The 18,392-nt window shown below is 43.5% G+C and carries 13 protein-coding genes; all 13 read right to left on the minus strand.

The genetic code is table 11. From position 1 onward, the window contains the following. Window positions 1-24: 24 nt before the first annotated feature. Window positions 25-693, minus strand: a complete 669-nt coding sequence (locus tag CRO16_RS04170; protein ID WP_097055062.1) for a bifunctional 4-hydroxy-2-oxoglutarate aldolase/2-dehydro-3-deoxy-phosphogluconate aldolase — start codon at window positions 691-693, stop codon at window positions 25-27. Between the two features lie 11 nt (window positions 694-704). Beyond that, window positions 705-1,745 carry a sugar kinase gene (locus tag CRO16_RS04175; protein WP_097055063.1) on the minus strand — a complete coding sequence of 347 codons (1,041 nt, stop codon included), beginning with the start codon at window positions 1,743-1,745 and terminating at the stop codon, window positions 705-707. Window positions 1,746-1,806: 61 nt separating this feature from the next. Further along, window positions 1,807-3,210: a glucuronate isomerase gene (gene uxaC, locus CRO16_RS04180; RefSeq protein ID WP_097055064.1), complete on the minus strand. Its 1,404-nt coding sequence runs from the start codon at window positions 3,208-3,210 to the stop codon at window positions 1,807-1,809. A gap of 29 nt (window positions 3,211-3,239) precedes the next feature. Continuing rightward, window positions 3,240-4,001 (minus strand): SDR family NAD(P)-dependent oxidoreductase, encoded by a 762-nt coding sequence (locus CRO16_RS04185; RefSeq protein ID WP_097055065.1) that lies wholly within the window; start codon window positions 3,999-4,001, stop codon window positions 3,240-3,242. Between the two features lie 2 nt (window positions 4,002-4,003). Then, entirely contained in the window at window positions 4,004-4,840 is an 837-nt protein-coding gene (kduI, locus tag CRO16_RS04190; protein ID WP_097055066.1) for a 5-dehydro-4-deoxy-D-glucuronate isomerase, read from the minus strand. A gap of 188 nt (window positions 4,841-5,028) precedes the next feature. Then, window positions 5,029-5,844, minus strand: coding sequence for a rhamnogalacturonan acetylesterase (locus tag CRO16_RS04195; RefSeq protein ID WP_245858868.1), 816 nt, complete (start codon window positions 5,842-5,844; stop codon window positions 5,029-5,031). Window positions 5,845-5,856: 12 nt separating this feature from the next. Next, entirely contained in the window at window positions 5,857-7,491 is a 1,635-nt protein-coding gene (locus CRO16_RS04200) for a glycoside hydrolase family 43 protein (protein WP_097055068.1), read from the minus strand. 1 nt (window position 7,492) lies between these two features. Further along, the gene (locus CRO16_RS04205; RefSeq protein ID WP_097055069.1) at window positions 7,493-8,497 is read right to left on the minus strand and encodes a DUF4861 family protein; all 1,005 of its coding nucleotides are present in this window, start codon (window positions 8,495-8,497) and stop codon (window positions 7,493-7,495) included. A 17-nt stretch (window positions 8,498-8,514) separates the two neighbouring features. Next, entirely contained in the window at window positions 8,515-9,738 is a 1,224-nt protein-coding gene (locus CRO16_RS04210) for a glycoside hydrolase family 88/105 protein (protein WP_218839720.1), read from the minus strand. A 10-nt stretch (window positions 9,739-9,748) separates the two neighbouring features. Continuing rightward, window positions 9,749-12,010: a pectinesterase family protein gene (locus CRO16_RS04215; protein ID WP_097055070.1), complete on the minus strand. Its 2,262-nt coding sequence runs from the start codon at window positions 12,008-12,010 to the stop codon at window positions 9,749-9,751. A gap of 4 nt (window positions 12,011-12,014) precedes the next feature. Beyond that, window positions 12,015-12,173 carry a hypothetical protein gene (locus CRO16_RS16100; RefSeq protein WP_179670483.1) on the minus strand — a complete coding sequence of 53 codons (159 nt, stop codon included), beginning with the start codon at window positions 12,171-12,173 and terminating at the stop codon, window positions 12,015-12,017. Window positions 12,174-12,325: 152 nt separating this feature from the next. Then, window positions 12,326-14,182: a right-handed parallel beta-helix repeat-containing protein gene (locus CRO16_RS04220; RefSeq protein ID WP_097055071.1), complete on the minus strand. Its 1,857-nt coding sequence runs from the start codon at window positions 14,180-14,182 to the stop codon at window positions 12,326-12,328. Further along, on the minus strand, window positions 14,179-18,387 hold the full coding sequence (locus CRO16_RS04225) for a thrombospondin type 3 repeat-containing protein (protein ID WP_143544414.1): 4,209 nt from the start codon (window positions 18,385-18,387) through the stop codon (window positions 14,179-14,181). The genes CRO16_RS04220 and CRO16_RS04225 overlap by 4 nt, the downstream gene beginning before the upstream one ends. Window positions 18,388-18,392: the final 5 nt, after the last annotated feature.

Consider the following 18,392-nt stretch of genomic DNA (forward strand, 5'->3'; position numbering starts at 1 on the left):
CACCTGTAGTTTTCTGTTCTTAATCTATTTTCTGAGCCTTTTAATAAGGTCCAATGTCTCTCTTACTGTTTTTTCAAGCCCTGCATAATCTTTGTTGGCAATAACCTCCTTGGAAATAAGGTTAGATCCCATTCCCACGCAGGTTACACCGGCGTCAAACCAGCCTTTCAAGTTGTCTTCTGTAGGAGAAACTCCTCCTGTAGGCATAATACTGGTCCAGGGTTGAGGTCCTTTTATTCCTTTTACAAAGCCGGGACCATAGGTCCCACCAGGAAAAAGTTTTACTATTTCGCAACCCAGTTCCTCGGCACGGGCAATTTCGGTAAGAGAACCACAACCGGGAGACCATAATACTTTACGCCGGTTACAAACCACCGCTATATCTTCTCTCAGAACCGGAGTAACGATAAAGTTCGCTCCCAACTGCATGTAGAGAGATGCAGCGGCCGCATCGGTTACAGATCCTACTCCCATGATCATTCCCGGAAGTTCCTTTGTTGCGTATTTGTTAAGTTCTCCAAAAACTTCAAAAGCGAAATCTCCACGGCTGGTGAATTCCAATAGCCGTCCACCACCATCATAACAGGCTTTAAGTAATTTTTTCCCCAGTTCAACATCAGAATGAAAAAACAAGGGAACCATCCCTTGCTCTTTCATTACCGATGCTACTTCTATTCTTGAATATTGAGCCATAGCTTTATATTTTATCGGGCCACACGGCCAGAGGCATCACCGCCCATTAATTTTTTAACCTCATCTATAGTCACCAGGTTCGCATCACCTTTGATGGTGTGTTTTAATGCAGATGCAGCTACGGCAAAGTTCAGTGCGTTTTGATCATCTTCAGGATATTTTAAAAGTCCGTAGATCAATCCGGCCATGAAGGAATCTCCTCCTCCAACTCTATCCACAATGTGGGTGATGTTGTATTCAGGAGATTTGAACATGGTTTCTCCATCGTAAAGCACTCCCGCCCAGGTATTGTGGGAAGCAGAAAGTGATCCTCTTAGCGTGGTAATCACCTTCTTGGCATTTGGGAACTTCTCCATCATTTGCTGACAAACAGAAAGGAATGCTTCAGCTTTTACGTGTTCTCCCTGGGTTGTAATATCAAGTCCTTCAGGCTTGATTCCGAAGTGCTTTTCTGCATCTTCTTCATTTCCAAGAATGATATCACAGTACGAAGTCAATTCGGTCATGATCGCTTCCGGCTCTACTCCGTATTTCCAAAGCTTCGCGCGGTAGTTAAGATCTGTAGAAATGGTTATACCTTTTGCACTTGCAGCCTTAACAGCTTCAAGGCAGGCATCGGCTGCTCCCTGGGAAATAGCGGGCGTTATCCCCGTCCAATGGAACCATCCTGCGCCGTCAAAAACCTCATCCCAATCTACCATTCCTTTTTCTATCTCAGACATGGCGGAATGTGCCCGGTCATAAACCACTTTACTACCACGGCTAACAGCACCGGTCTCTAAAAAGTAAATTCCGAGGCGGTCTCCTCCAAAGATGATCTTATCTGTCCCCACGTTTCTCTTGCGCATTTCCATCAGGGCACATTCCCCGATGTCGTTTTTAGGTAAGCGGGTAACGAAATCTACCGGCACCCCATAATTAGCCAGAGACACCGCCACATTAGATTCTCCTCCTCCATATACTACATCAAAACTGTTCGCCTGAGAAAACCGAAGATGTTCCTGCGGCGCCAGACGTAACATTATTTCACCAAAAGTCACTACTTTTTTCATAATCTGTGTTTAGTTAAATCAATATTTCAGCTTTAAAATCCTCATATAGATCTAAGCTGCTTTAAAAGTTAAAATATTCCTTTGCGTTTTTGTAGCTGATATTCGCTACTGTTTTGCCAACAAGCTCCATATCATCTGGTAATTCTCCTTTTGCCATCTCTTCCCCAAACAAATTACATAAAACTCTGCGGAAGTACTCGTGACGCGGAAAAGACAGAAAGCTTCTGGAGTCGGTCAACATCCCAATGAAAACACTTACCAGCCCCATGTTTGAAAGGGCATCAAGTTGATCTATGATTCCCTGCTTTTGATCAAGGAACCACCAGCCCGATCCAAACTGTACTTTTCCTTTTATGCTTCCGTCATTAAAATTACCTATCATACTGGCAAAAACAGCATTATCGGCAGGATTTAGGTTGTACAGAATTGTTTTGGTGAGCTTGTTCTTACCATCAAGGTGGTTGAGGTATTCAGATATTTTCTCGGCCTGGGGATAATCTCCAATAGAATCCCATCCGGTATCAGGACCCAACTTCTCAAGCATACGCTTATTGTTGTTCCTTAGAGCGCCAAGGTGAAATTGCTGCACCCATCCAAACTCATGGTAGGTCTCGCTTAGGAACAACAGAATTGAGGTCGTGAATTTCCTTACCTCCAATTCAGAAATTTCTTCTCCCTTTCTCTTTTTTGAGAAGATAGATTCTATTTCGGCTTCAGTAAACTCTTCAAAGGAAATTGAATTCAGTCCATGATCACACAATCTGCAGCCATTCTCGTGGAAAAATTCGACCCTCTTTCGCAACGCATTCTGAAGGTCCTTATAAGAATTAATCGATGCTCCCGCAACTTCTGCAAGTCGATCCACATAGGAATTAAAGGAAGGAGAATCTATAAGAACAGCTTTATCTGGACGAAATGCGGTGCTCACTTTAATTTCGAAGTCACTTTCTGCCAATTGCCTGTGGTATTCCAAGGTATCGAGGGGATCTTCGGTAGTACAAAGCGCTTCCACTCCCATTTTTTTCAGAAGTCCGCGACAGGAATATTCCGGTTGTCTTAGTTTTTCGTTGACAGCATCATAGATCCTTTCGGCTGATTCTTCATTCAGGAGTTCATCAATTCCGAAGTATCGCTGAAGCTCCAGGTGGGTCCAGTGGTACAGCGGATTACGAAGGGTATGAGGCACCGTTTTGGCCCAAGCCAGGAATTTCTCCCTGTCTGAAGCGTCACCTGTAATATATTTTTCATCGACGCCCATGGTTCGCATTGCACGCCATTTGTAGTGGTCGCCGGCGATCCATACCTGAGTAATATTATCGAACTGCCTGTCTTCTGCGATCTCTTTGGGAGAAAGGTGGTTGTGGTAATCAATGATAGGCTGCTCTTTGGCAAAGTTGTTATACAGATCTTTCGCCTGTTGGCTGTAAAGCAAAAAATCGTCTGTAATAAATTTTTTGGATTTCATTTTTAACTGTTTATTCAAAATTTATGGAGTTAGCGGCCCATCCAGCCACCATCTACCAAAACAATGGAGCCGTTCATGTAATCACTTGCTTTGGAAGCAAGGAAGACAACAGGCCCTTTAAAATCTTCGGGTTCTCCCCATCTACCTGCAGGAATTCTCGCAAGGATAGAAGTGCTCCTATCCTCATCTTCCCGCAAGGCTGCTGTATTATCTGTAGCTATATAGCCGGGAGCAATGGCATTGATCTGCACCCCTTTTGAAGCCCACTCATTGGAGAAGGCTTTTACAAGTTGCCCCACGGCACCTTTAGAAGCTGCGTATCCGGGAACTGTGATTCCACCCTGGAAAGTGAGAAGGGAGGCTGTAAAAATAATTTTCCCACTTCCTCTCCTGATCATTTCTTTCCCGATCTCCCGGGTCAAAATGAACTGAGAATTCTGATTCACCTCGATCACCTTATCCCAATATTCATCGGGATGTTCGGCGGCAGGTTTTCTCATGATGGTTCCGGCGTTATTCACGAGGATATCAATGATCGAATTATCAGATTTAACTTTTTCAATAAAGGCGTATAGGCTCTTCCTGTCTGAAAAATCACATTGATAGGCTGAGAATTTTCTTCCGGCAGCTTTCACTGCTTTTTCAATTTCTGAACCTTCTGCCTTTAAGCTTGTAGAAACACCGATGATGTCTGCGCCCGCTTCTGCAAGACCCTGGGCCATGGCGAAGCCAATTCCGCGGTTACATCCTGTAACCAAAGCTGTTTTTCCGGTTAGATCAAATAACTTCATAATTACTGGAGGTTACCGGGATCAACTTTATCCATATCTCCGTAATCGAGGTTTTCACCTGCCATTCCCCAAATAAAAGTATAATTTGAAGTTCCGGCTCCGGCGTGGATAGACCATTCCGGAGATAACACTGCCTGATGGTTCTTCATAAAGATGTGTCTTGTTTCATCCGGCTGCCCCATGAAGTGGCTAATGGTTTGCCCCTCTTCCAAATCGAAATAGAAGTAGGCTTCCATTCTACGGGCATGTGTATGTGGAGGCATGGTGTTCCACACGTTTCCTTCAACCAGCTCGGTCATTCCCATTTGTAACTGACAGGTCTCAACTATACTGTTCACGATAAGTTTGTTCAGGATCCTTTTGTTGGCGTATTTTTCATCCCCCAGGTGAACTACTTCAGCATCCTCTTTTCCGACTTTCTTAGTGGGATATTCTTTATGCGCAGGAGCAGAATTGAGATAAAAAACAGGTTGATCTCCGCCTGACTTCTTAAAAACGACATTTTTAGTTCCCTTTCCTACATAAAGCGCTTCTTTGTGCGCCAACTGAAATTCCTTTCCATCAACCTCAACAACTCCGGTTCCGCCAACGTTGATCACCCCGAGTTCTCTGCGGTCCAGAAAATTTTCGGCTTTTAGATCATCAATGGTTTCAAGTTTCAAATCCTTACTTACAGGAAAAGCCCCACCTACAATGAACCGGTCATACATGGAATATGTGAGATTGATCTCGTCATTACTGAAGAGATTCTGAATCAAAAAGTGTTCTCTTAACTCCTGGGTAGTATATCTTTTGACATCATTTGGATGATGTGCGTAACGTAATTCTGATTTTGTCATTTCGAAGTGTTTTTGCTATTCTACTTTGTTTTACTCTAAAGTGCAGAAGGTAGGACTTCCTGCCGCACCCCCTGTGGGATTCCAATTTATGCAATCGATTACACAAATATAGAATTTTTTCAGCGAAAAGGTTTTCTTTAGCGTTAAAATCCTACAGAACAGGGAAAAAATATGAAGTCTCAAAAATGTCATTTTTGAGACTGCTTTTTTTGCTTTTGATCCCTAAGATCTACTAGTCCCTCGTATACCAGTTTCGCAACTGCCTTAGCTCCTTCAGGTTGAAAATGCGTATTGTCGCTGCTACCTTCGGGATAAGCTTCATAAATACCGGGGCCAAAATTCATGAAGTAATTTTCGGTTACGTAATCCTTACCTTTTTCGGTAAAATGATCCATCGATCTTTGTGTAAGATCAATGAGATACACATTCAGTTCATTTGCCACCTCAACAGCAGCTGTGTAATAGTCTCCATGTACATTCTGCAGTTTACCGTCTTCCCAGGGGTAATTGCGGTTCACAGGAGTTAAAATCACCGGAATTCCACCTTTTTGACGGGTCTGGTTTACGTAAAGCCGCAGGTACTCCTTGTAACCTTCTACCGTAACATACCGCTCATGCTTATTTTCGGCGGCATCATTGTGCCCAAATTGCATCAACACCAGATCTCCTTTTTGAAGACTCTCATAAACCGAAGACCATCTCCCTTCCTCAAAAAAAGTGCGGGTGCTACGGCCACCACGAGCTCTGTTATCAATTACTACAGAATCTCTTTTTATTATATGTGACAAAGGTTTCAGGTTCTTTTTAATCATTGTTTCCTGAAACACCTGCCCCCATCCCATCAAAGGATATCGTGTTTTCATGTAGTCCTTCCCGGGATCATAATCGCCGCTGTAATCGGCCATGGTAGAGTCACCTATAAGGTACACCTTTACCACCTCCTCCTGCTGAAACATGAGAAAAGGAACTAAAATGACTATTAAAAAGAAAGGTTTAAAACTCATAACATTCATTTTTTACTTACTAAACCTGAACCAGTCAAAATCGGCGTAACCTGAGTCGTTGGTCTTGTTTTCTTTAGTGGCAAATATCCCGACTTTTGCACCAACCCACTTTCCTTCTCTTGCTGTGAAATCTTCATTTATTTTGGTGAATTTCCTTCTGTCTTCACTGTAACTGAAGGTACACTTCGCATTTTTGTCCACTTCTACCCTGAAGTAAACTTCCTTTCCTAATAGCTTTTTCAGCTGTTTCTTTTGTTCCGGATTTCCTTCATCTGCTTTTTCGGCTTCAGCAAAAACCACATAGATCCCATCCTTTTTGCTTTCCAGAGCCACATAGGCGTAGGATCTTCCCATCACAATGAGTCCGGCTTTTTCATTCTCCAGATCCTTGTTTGGATGGAAAGTCAATTTGGTTGTAGTGGTAAATTCCTGTGCAGGAAACTTCTGCAGTAAGAGGCTTGGCGCATCCCAAAGGTTCTTTGCTCCTGCCGGCAGTAATTGAGTGTATAGTCGCAACTGTCCTTTCGCCGGATTGGCAAAGGCCCAGGTAGCGTTGGGATTTGCCTGCCACTGCCACTGGAGCCCTATATTATTTTCGCTAAATTCATCAGAATCTTTTGGAGTTTGTACAGGATAGGTTTTTCCTACATTGGGCTTACGGAAAGACATTACCGGCTGCCCGGTTCCATCCCCGTCTTTATCCTCTCCCATTGTTGGCCAGCCATTCTTCCAGGTCATCGGCTGCATGTGAACTATACGCCCGTAAGCTTCCTTGTCCTGAAAATGAATGAACCAGTCCTCTCCATTTTCCAGTTCGATCCAGGCACCCTGGTGTGGTCCATTGATATCTGTGCTGCCCTGTGCCAGAGAAACGTGCTCCTCGTAAGGACCGTAAGGATTCTTTGAACGCAGGATCAATTGCCATCCGGTGGAAACTCCGCCTGCAGGGGCAAAAATGTAATAATAGCCGTCCTTTTTGTAAAACTTGGTGCCTTCTACTGTAGGATGATCTTCATGACCGTCAAAAACGATCTTTCCGGCACCGGTAGTTTTGGTGCCTTCCCAATTCATAGGTTTCACAACCAAAATACTCTTTATTCCTGCACGGCTTCCCGCAAAGGCATGAGACAAATAGGCTTTCCCGTCCTCGTCCCACAGCGGCGCGGGATCAATAAGCCCTTTTCCAGATTCCACCAGTACAGGCTCTTCCCATTCTCCCGCAGGATCTTGGGTCTTCACCATATAGATCCCAAAATCGGGATCTCCCCAGTAAATGTAATATTCCCCTTCGTGAAAACGAAAAGCCGGTGCCCAAACCCCATTTCCATGTTGGGGGGAGCTGAAATGTTCGTCGGGCACCTGGCGATCCAAAGCATGACCTATTAACTTCCAATTTACCAGGTCTTTAGAGTGCAAGATCGGTAAGGCAGGGGCCGAATTAAAGGAAGAGGAAGTCATATAAAAGTCATCCCCAACTCTCACCACATCGGGATCTGAATAATCTGCATGTAGAACAGGATTTTTATAAGTGCCATCTCCCTGATCGGCCACCCATACGTTCGACTTAAAATTTTCCTGAGCATTTGTTATTTCTCCTCCAAAAGCTGAAAGAATGAATATTGCCGCTAAATTTTTAAGCCTGTTCATCTTATTCTAATTTTCCGGATTCCTGAAGTCGGTTTAAATGCTCATCAAGTTCGGTGATGAACGCCTCTTTGGTAGTGATCCCTCCCGGCTCCTGTTCCCAGGCGGCAAGGAAATAATAGGTTATTGGTTCTGCCGTTTCGTTGAAGATCACCAGGTGGTCATGCGGACCTTCCTTAACTTCTTTCACATCGGCAGTTTTGTAAAACAGCGCCATACCAAGTTTGTCCTGATCGTTGACTAAAGTCTGATTGCCGTAAGTAGCGATGTATGCCCACTCTCCAGCTTCACTTTGCTTCTGAAGCAGGTCGATATTTTCAAACTTTACGATCCCTGTTGTAAGTCCTTCAAGAGGTTCAGAAAGGTCTAATGTGGCTTTGGTAAAACGACCTTCCGGAAAAATGCTGAGGGTTGAAGTAAGATCCACAGTATCTGCACCTGTTACCCAATCGGAGTACTCGATCCTGACTTCTGAAGAGGCATCTGAATTTGAGACGTGCGCACGGGTATTACCTACATTCCTGAAGTGGGCTACAGTGTCATTCATGAACCTGCCGTAGCTCCCAATTCCCAATGATTTTCCGGCCTTTAGGATATCCATGCCCCAGGCAGCTTCCTCGTGGTAAGAATCAAAACCGTCCTGCCCCACCTGCGGAAGGACCAGAGTATCTGTTTTCTTTCCGAAGACATCTATGGCATTTCGCCAGTCGAGGTACAGTCGGTATCCCACCTGTGGATTCTCCCACCCCGGGCCTTCATACCTTATGTAGTAGGAATGATCTGTATGCTCCGGTGGCAGCGTTAGTTCCTCTACATTCTCAAAAGTGCCGCCTTTGTATTCCCGGCCTTCCCATTGGCCTCCTTTCTTCACCGAGATCTCGGCATAGGTTTGTGGTTGAGCAGTCGCGCTGTTTTCCGGAATCAGACGTTCCTCTTTATTTCCATTTTCTTTACAGCCGAAGGCGGCTATTAGTAGAGAAAAAGCTAAATATTTCGATATTGATTTCATTGTATTGTTTCTGATCGTTATTTCTGAAGGTCTTCATATTGCAGAGAGGCAAGAATAAATGGCCCTACTCCTTTTGGATCGTTATCTCTGATGATCTCATTGATGTAATATTCGTAAGAGCCATCGCGGTAAGGATCACCTCCCAGTCCTGCAACTCCGTTTACATCGGTAAGGCTAATGGTTCCATCCTCGTTTTCTTCAATGAACTGTTCCAGGATCCCTTCGTAAGCTTGAATACCATGTTCTCTAAATTTTGGATCGAGATAACCTTTATCAACTCCTTTAAGTAGAAAATATGCGAACATGCTTGATGCAGAAGCCTCAAGATAATTTCCTTCCCTGTCTCCCTGATCCATCACCTGATACCACACGCCTGTTTCATCCTGATATCTTACAATGCCTTCGGCAAGTTTTTGCGCTATATCGACAATTTCGTCGCGTCTTGGATGATCCTCAGGTAGGAAATCCAGCACATCGACAACAGCCATAGCAAACCAGCCAATACTTCTTCCCCAATAATTCGAGGAAAGTCCTGTTTCAGGATCTGCCCAGCGCTGCTCTCTACTCTCGTCCCACGCGTGGTGGTAAAGACCCGACTCTTCACTGTAGTGGTACTTATCTACCAGTGCAAACTGTTTGGCCACATCATCAAAAAGTTCCGGTTCGTCAAAGGTTGCAGCATAGCGGGCTAAGAAGGGACAACCCATGTACAGGCCATCCAACCACATTTGAGAAGGATAGATCTTCTTGTGCCAGAAACCACCTTCAGAAGTTCTGGGGTGTTCCCTCATTTGATCTCTTAGCGTCTCCACAGCCTTGCGATATCTCTCTTCTCCTGTTTCTTCATAAAGACCTATGAGAAATCTGCCTCCCTGCACGCGATCAATATTGTAATCTGATTGTTTATAGGTCTTGATCACGCCTTCTTCATTGATCATGAATTCAGCAAAGTTCTTGATGTAATCGAGATACTTCTCATCTCCGGTAGCCTCGTAAAGCTTCTCCATGGAGGTCATGATAAGACCATGAGTGTACTCCCACTTTGGCTTTTCATTAAAGTCCAGGGTCCAGCCCTTGGGATTCCTTTTAATTTCTGAATCGGCCATCCAGGTGGAGTATCTTTGCTCCTCTTGTGCCGGTATTGCTTCTACAGTGGCCGTTTCTTTTTCAGTTCCTTTACATCCGGTAAAGGCGATAAACAAAAGGAATAAATAAATGTTCGGTTTTAGGGAATAGTGCATCGAATTCAATTTATAAGTTTTCAATATCGTTAGGGTTCCAGTTGTCTGTTCCCCCCAAAATGTCTTTTGCAGTATATTTTTTTGCAGCCTCCGGTGTGAGGATCACTGCCCAGTCCACACGTTTTTCGGGCGTCCAGCCGGGACCCGAATTCTCAAATTCTGCATAACACACAGTGCCTTCGGCATGAGGTTTGTTCCAGTTGTGCCAGCCTTCTTTCTTAATATGAGCTCCCATTTTGGTATAGATAAAAACAGTTTGGGCAAAAGGTCTCCATGGTCTTCCCAGATAAACGCTTTCTTTCGGCGCATCTCCTGTAAGGGTGCAGTTGAAAAAAACGAAACCATGCTTGGCGCCCTCCTCTGTGGAAGCTGCGGTGATATAGTGCCCCCCATCTTTTGAATAGATCTCACAGTTTTCAAATACAGCAGTAGACCAGCCAAAAATGAAATCTGTTGTACCTTCTATGTAGCAATTGCGGTAATATTGTCTGCTGTTCCTGCCGTGAGGATAAAGTGTATCCTGAAAGCCAAGAAACCTGCAGTTGTCAAAAATGACCTTATCTCCGTCTACTCTCACTGCCACAGCCTGACCTACAGGGCCTGCACTGTTTTCAAAAGTGATATTTTTAGCGTGAAACCCTTCTGCAAATACAAAAAAGGAGGTGGAGCCGGTAGTACCGATCTCTTCTCCAAAGGAATTTAGCTTTTGTGCAAAATCGTCATAAGTGAGAATGGTGGAATCTCTGTCTTCTCCTATAAAAGTGACATTGGTTTTGGAAGCCGGCAGTACCAGCTTCTCTTTATAGGCACCGGATTTAAGGAAAATTCTGGTTCTTTTTTTCCTGAAATCGGGCACAGCATTGATCGCCTCCTGTACGGTTACAAAATCTCCGGAACCATCGGCAGAAACTACATAGTCATACCCAGAAGAACCGACAGCTGCAGTTTTTGAATCGTTTTCAACCAGCTCATTTAAATAAACTTCCAGATTTGTATAACCTTTATCAAGCTCGTGTCCATTTGCATTTGCTTCAGCCGGATCCAAACCTTTTGCTTTTTCCCATGCATCGGGCATACCATCTTCGTCTGTATCTTTGGGTGCTGTCCCGCTTTTCAGCTTTGGCCAACCTCCTACCTGCTCCTGAGAGTCAATGATCCCATTGCCGTAGGTGGCTTTTCCGCTTCTGGTCTCGTTGATAATCCGAATATCCACCGCATCCCGTTTTAAACTGGCACCGGCTTTTTTCAGTACCAGGTCCATGGCAGTGCGCGCATCCTGGGTGTCAACATTGTTGTTAATGTCAAAAGGATCATCAACACGTGCAGCCGCAGGATCATCTCCCTGCACACCTCCGTTCCAGTTGTTTTCAGTTACTTTTTTTGAACCTTCCACGAAGTTCCCATGAACGTAGAACTTTCCGTAGGGATCATATGGCTCAACAATTCTCTCCTCATCTTCGGTTGCAGGACCCGGTTTGAAATAGTTCTTGACGATATTATAACGGCCGTTTTCACCTCCGTAAATACTATTATCTTCCCAGTTATATATTACATTGTTTCGGAAGTCTACAAACTCACCTTCAAGGTTTTCTGTAGTCTTGGATCCGCTGAATCGCGGATTCCTGCTATGATTACTCGCAATTAAATTATGGTGAAAAGTCACATTTTCACCACCCCATATTCCGCCGTAACCGTGATCTCCTTTGGAATGTACGGAACTATTCAGAGCTTCGGCGATAATGCACCACTGCATGGTGAAATCTTTATTCTGATAAAAAGACGCATTTTCATCTGTAGCCCAGCTCACGGAACAGTGATCTAAAATGACATTTTTGACACCTCTTCCTTTAAAGGAATCATCGGCAGTGCCTTTAATATCTCCCATCCTGAAGCGCATGTACCTGATGATCACATTGTCATCCTTTACCGCAACCGGATAACCTTTAATGGTGATCCCATCTCCCGGTGCAGTTTGTCCCGCAATAGTGAGATCTCCCTTATTGATGTCCAGCGGTCTCTCGAGTTCTATGGTTCCTGAAACGGCAAAAATAATGGTGCGGGGACCATCCTTTAAAATGCCTTTTCTGAGACTGCCTTCTCCATCATCATTTAAGTTGGTAACGGTGTAGACTATTCCGTCACGGCCTCCTGTCGCATAGCGGCCAAAACCTTCGGCTGAAGGAAAAGCCAGCTGTTGCGCCTGCGTCGGGAGAGCGGTCACTACCACACTTATAATTAAAAATTTTAGTTTTTTTAAAAAAATGCTCTTCATAGATTCAATTCCTTTCCATTTCGTGAGCCAAAAAAGGCTTCACTTTTTCGCCTTTTTGACGCTTCAATCCTGTCTTTTTTTCGAAATCCAGACTTCTGTCCAGTTTCGCAAGAGATCCCATTTCTGAAAAGGTCCTCCAGACATCTGGTATCATTTCTTCCAAGCAGAACCAACACCTGTTTTTGTTTAGGGACCTTTAATAAAATCTAACAGGCACTAATCCCGTCCTTCACAGTTGGATAGAAGTGCCTATTAGATCCATTAGCTAACAAACGTTTTGGTATTCAGAAAATTTCTCTTCTGAATTCCTTCAGCTTAAAATTCAAACGCGCCAAGATCTGGTGCAGAACCGTTATAAGGCAAGCCTACATCTACTCCCGCGTCTATCATATCACTATCTGGTTCCAGGTGGAAAAAAGTAACATCAGGAAGACTTCCATCAGGTTTTCTGGGGCCGGTTAGTTGAGAATAATCTATACTAACAAAATCATCCACAGTAGACTCAACTCCCTCCATCCAGCTGTTGTGGGTAACATCAAGAGTAGTTGCATTTATACTTCCAACCGGTCCAAGAACATTACTGTTTTTAATAGTCAGCTTTTCAAGAGGATTTGTACTTCCAAAGCCATAGTTGGTTCCATTATCATATGCAGAGCAGTTGTAAAGCGTCACCTCTCCCCTGTTGCTATTGTGATCAAATCCATCAAACCTGTTACCTACAGCAATCGATCTTATATACAGTGCATTGTGCTTCAGATCCTTGTTGTCGCTTCCACCGGTCTTGAATCCGTTTCCGTCTCCACCGCTCACAGAGCCATCCTTTAGGTAACCGTTTTGTATTGACCAGCAATCTTCATGGATCGTGGTAACATTATCGGCATTCCTAAGGTAACCATCCCACCCGTCGTCAAGATTTTGCCATGCCCTGCACCCAACGAACTTATTTCCGGTACCAACATCTAACTTACTTGCAAAACCATCAGCATTTTCTAAGGTAGAGTCGGCGTTAAAAAAGGAATCACAATTTAATATCAGGTTATTAGAAGCACCACTACCTAATTGCAGCCCGGTATCTGAGCACTCAGAAAAAGTACAGAACTCAATAAGGTTATCATGACCTCTTATCAACATTCCATTATCCCCTGCTTTATAGACATCAATACCTTTGATGTGCCAATAACTGGCCTCCAATTCGATCCCCCGGTTAGAAGAATCCTCGGTCATTGATGAAAAATTAAACCGTGGACGGGTTTCGTTCTCAGGATGTGCTATTAAAGAGATTATATTATTCGCACTCCCAGAAGTAGTTATTTTTATAGTAGAGTCAAAAGTATATTCCCCACCACGTATGTAGATATTTACACCTGGAATAGCCGCTGCTATGGCATCGAGAATTTCCTGTGATGTAGATACTATGGTTCCATTGACAGATGAAACATTATCACCCGTCCTAAAGGTGTAGGTGTTGCTAATCGCGGTATTCCTGCCATCGCTAGTTTCCACATGCCAGTAGTATAGACTGTTTGGCTCTACTTCTATCTCCATTGAATTAACAGTGAGGCCTTTCCATTCTTCAGGAGGTTCCTGATTGCCATCAACCTTGTCGGCAAACAAAGTAAATACCAGAGGATCTCCATCTGTGTCGGTAGGAGCAGCATCCCACTCAAGGGTTACCATACCGTCCACCGGTGTTACTTTAACTCCGGAGGCCGGTGAGCTAAGTGATGCCGGAAAAGGCACATTGTTGGAACCCGGTTCTCCAGCAACATAGAATTTATTGGAGGCGGACTCTGTAACATCCTCACCCGAATTTTTGGAAATGATTTTCCAGGAATAGGCAAAACCTCTCTCCAGCCTTACCATTAAATCTGTAGTTTCAAGGTTGGGCCTTTGCTTAACTTCCTGGGTAGCCAAATTGGTGATCACCAGGTCGTATCTTTCGGCATCGGTGGCTTCCTCCCATTCAAAGAAAACTTCGGCCATATTAGCTACAACCTCTCCTACTTCGCATTGGGTATTATCCTGTGGAAGAACCAGACTGGCCTCCCCGGGAACTGTAGTATTTACATCTAATTCGTCATCATCACTGGAACATGACACCGCCAGAGCAACCAGGAAAAGTAGCAGGAGTCGTTGCATATTGCCGGAAGGTATATCTATATAATTTTTCATGATTTAATAACTTTTAGAGTTTTATTGACCGTAGTAGATTTCAACATTAGAAAATAAACTCCCTCTCTAAAATCTTTAAGGTCGAGTTCAATAATCCTGTTTGAAGGAACTACCATTTCTTTTGAAAGGTACTGCTGTCCACGAATATCAATTAATGAAACATTGATGGTACTGTCTATTCCGTTGATGTATGCCCTTAAGTCTCCCATGGTTGGGTTAGGGTAAAGCACCACTTCTTCAGAAAGGAAGATTTCTTCATAGAAAGTTCCCTGACAGTCGGAATCAGTACTAACTGAAAACTTATTCATACCTGTTTTAAGGTCCAGTACAACTTTGGATTGTGACGTGATAGTAACCTGTCCATTAAGCTCTATCCTGTATTGTTCCGCTCCATCAAGAGTAAGACTCATAGTATTATTTGCATAATTCACAGCAGAATATGCTGCAAGTGGAGTTGGTCCATCTATGGTCACTCTAAAACACTGCTCATAATTATCCTGCTCATCAATAGTTACACAAACATCATAGGTTCCCGCCTGAAGATTACTAAAGCTGGTTGCAAAATTGTTTGAAGAGGATAAAACTGCAGAGTCTGCATCTGCACCTGCATTTACCACAGTAATATTATAGGTATAGCTGGTATCAGCGGCACTTATAGTTATCTCACCGTCACCGTTTCCATTACAGCTCACCTCCTGAGCAGATATTGAGAAGTTATTTGCCGGAAGACTGAAAACCTCACAACCAAATACGTCTACAACAGCACCTTCAGGAGTATCGGCACAATTATCTTCATAATTGATTATCCCGTCACCATCATCATCTTCACAAACATCTCCAATTCCATTTTCATTAAGGTCAGCCTGGTCGGCATTGGGAGTGGTAGGACAATTATCTTCAGCGTTTAATATTCCATCCTCATCAAGGTCTCCGTAAGGTCCATCCGGTACCGGTTCAAAAACAATGTCGGTGGTACTTTCACCTGTAATTTCCACTGTATTTTCCGGTATGAAGTAGCCTTCCACCCCTTCACCTACAACGGTATATAAAGTATTTGGCTCAAGCCTTACGGTGTACGTGCTTGCATCGGTATCAATTATTGGTTGCGGCACATAAAGAGCATCAGCAGCAGGGGGCGGATTAAAGGCCAAAGCTAAATTGGAGATCTTTTCGCCCAGGCCAACTATAGAACCTGTAACAGTATAAAGCTCCACTTTTTCAATCCTGATATCAAAAGTGGCCGTTGTTTCACTAATGTTCAGCGATGTGCCACTTGAGATAACATATTCATCAGCTCCTTCCAGGTATACAGTATATTCAAAATTCATTGGAAGATCAAGTTGGTAGGAATCACCGGTTGGATCAATGCTCCAGGTTTTTCCTTCTTCAATAGAAAATACTATGGCATAATCATCAGGAATTCCCGGGGCTTCAGAAAGATCTATGTTACCGGATACACTTGCATAAGTAGCAGGTTCTCTAACAATTCTGAAATAACTTGGCTTATCGGCAGTGTCATAAATATGATAGGTTCCGGTAGCCTTTGCCACAAAACTTACTTCCTGAAGTTCACCACCAACATTTACCACGTCATTTTGTAATTCAGGATTCCCAATATTTTCAAAGTGAATTTCCCCATTTCCATCCTGGCCGAGCACCCAAAGAGTCACTTTATCATCCTCATTTAATTCCAGACTCATATACCGGTTAGCAGCTCCTCTGGAATTTATATAAACCCTCCCTTTAAAGTCTTCATAATCATCGATATTTTCATCATAACGGGTAAGATCGAGATTTACGGTTCTCAAACGGTCACTTCCACCTCCGGTGAAGCTAAGATCACCAGCTGTAAAATCTGGCAGCGTGTTTCCAGCACTCCCCGGAGTTATGGATTCGTCGTACCAACTGTTAATCCTTGCTTCATTTAGCATGTTGTTATACTGAGATTCATCCAGTTGTGTAGCACCAAAATCCCATACATCGGAAAGACCTTCGACATAAATCAAATCCTTAGAAATATTGATATTAAAGGGAGTGGTACTCTCCGTCACTTCCACGCTTGCCGCACTGCTTACCGAGTAACCATCTGCACCTTCCAAAGAAACCTCATATTTGTAACCAACAGGAAGTATTACGCTGAAGGAACCTCCATTGTTAACAGGAATACTCCACGATTTTCCCAGTTCATTTGTAAATATTAGGCTGTAGTCAGAGGGTATGCCATCAGCTTCAGTTTCATTAATATTTCCTGTTATCGTAGTGTAGGTAGCACTTTCGCGCACTATTCTGAAATAACTGGGTTTATCTGTATCATCATAGATCTTAAAGGTACCTGAGGTTTTTGCCATAAATTTTAGCTCTGTAAGATCACCACCCACGGCAACTACTTCGTTTTGTATACCTGGATCTGGAACATATTCAAAATGTATATTACCATTTCCATTTTGAGTAAGAGCATAGATAATAACCTCATCATTTTCCTGTAGTTCCAAACTGAAATATCTTCCTGTAGCGCCAGAGGAGTTGATATAAACTCTCCCCTTAAAATCCTCATACTCATCAATATTCTCATCATAACGGGTCAGTGCTGTATTAGTGGTTCTTAAACGATCACTTCCGCCACCGGTAAAGCTTAGATCTCCTACAGTAAAATCGGGTAGTGTATTACCAGAACTACCGGGAGTTATAGAAGCATCATACCAAGAGTTGATAACCTCCACCGATAATTGATTGTCAAACTGGGTTTCATCCAGTTGTGTAGCTCCAAAATCCCAGACATCGACCAAACCGTCTCCTGCTGAAGCTCCATCCTCCTGGATTATAAGGTTTAGCGAAGTATTTTCAGTCACTTCCAGGCTGGTGCTTCCGGGTATGGAATACCCGTCGGCTCCTTCTAAGGTAATATCGTAAGTATATCCGGCAGGGATATCTAAAAAAAAAGTTCCGGCAGAGACGGAAGCATTCCATGAATCACCATTCTCATTGGTGAAAACGATGGTGTAATCGGCAGGGATTCCAGCTGCCGCAGTAATATCTACGCTACCACTTACAGTAGAAAAAGTTGCGGTCTTGCGAACAATCCTGAAATAACTCGGCTTATCTGTGTCATCATAAATTTTATAAGTGCCTGCGGCTTTCGCAGTAAAATTCAGTTCGGTGAGTTCTCCCCCTACTGTAACTATATCATTTTGCAGCGCTGGATCTGCAGCATTCTCAAAATGAATATTCCCTGTTCCATTTTGCGTGAGCGCCCAAATTGTTACCTCATCATAGGCCTCAAGAACCAGACTGAAGTATCTTCCTGTAGCTCCGGAGGAGTTGATATAGACCCTTCCTTTGAAATCTTCATAATCATCAATATTTTCATCATAGCGGGTTAATGCTATATTGGTGGTCCTTAGGCGATCACTTCCACCCCCGATAAAGCTAAGGTCACCCACGGTAAAATCCGGTAGTGTATTACCAGAACTACCGGGGGTAATAGATGCGTCATACCAGGAGTTAATTACCTCTACCGACAACTGATTATTATACTGGGTTTCATCCAATTGTGTAGCTCCAAAATCCCAGACATCCTCGCCATTAATTATTCCTGCAGAAGCGCTATCGCTTTCCCGCATTATTCTGAAGTAGCTTGGCTTATCGGTATCATCATAAATGCGATAGGTCCCTGCGGTTTGAGCAACAAAAGTGAGTTCCGTAAGTTCTTCCCCTACAGCAGTTACTTCGTTCTGCAGGGAAGGATCTGCTACATTTTCAAAATGGATGTTCCCCGTACCATTCTGAGTAAGCGCCCAAATAGTGACTTTATCATTTTCTTCTAATTCCAGACTGAAATATCTCCCGGTAGCACCGGAAGAATTGATGTATACTCTACCCTTAAAATCTTCATATTCATCAATATTTTCATCATAGCGGGTCAAGGCAGTATTTGTTGTCCTTAGCCGGTCACTACCTCCGCCTGTAAAGCTAAGGTCCCCAACTGTAAAATCTGGTAGTGTTTGCCCTGCAGTACCCGGAGTAATTGATTCGTCATACCAGGAGTTAATAATTTCAACAGATAACTGATTGTTGAACTGAGACTCGTCCAGCTGCGAAGCACCAAAATCCCAGACATCTGGCAGAGCCGGAGATCCGTCCTGGGAGTACCCCGAAAAAATCCCCGTTAAGAGACAGAGGTAGAAAAAGAGTAGTCGTTTCATCATTCCAT

The sequence above is a fragment of the Salinimicrobium sediminis genome (genome assembly GCF_900215295.1).
In the GTDB taxonomy this organism is placed as follows: domain Bacteria; phylum Bacteroidota; class Bacteroidia; order Flavobacteriales; family Flavobacteriaceae; genus Salinimicrobium; species Salinimicrobium sediminis.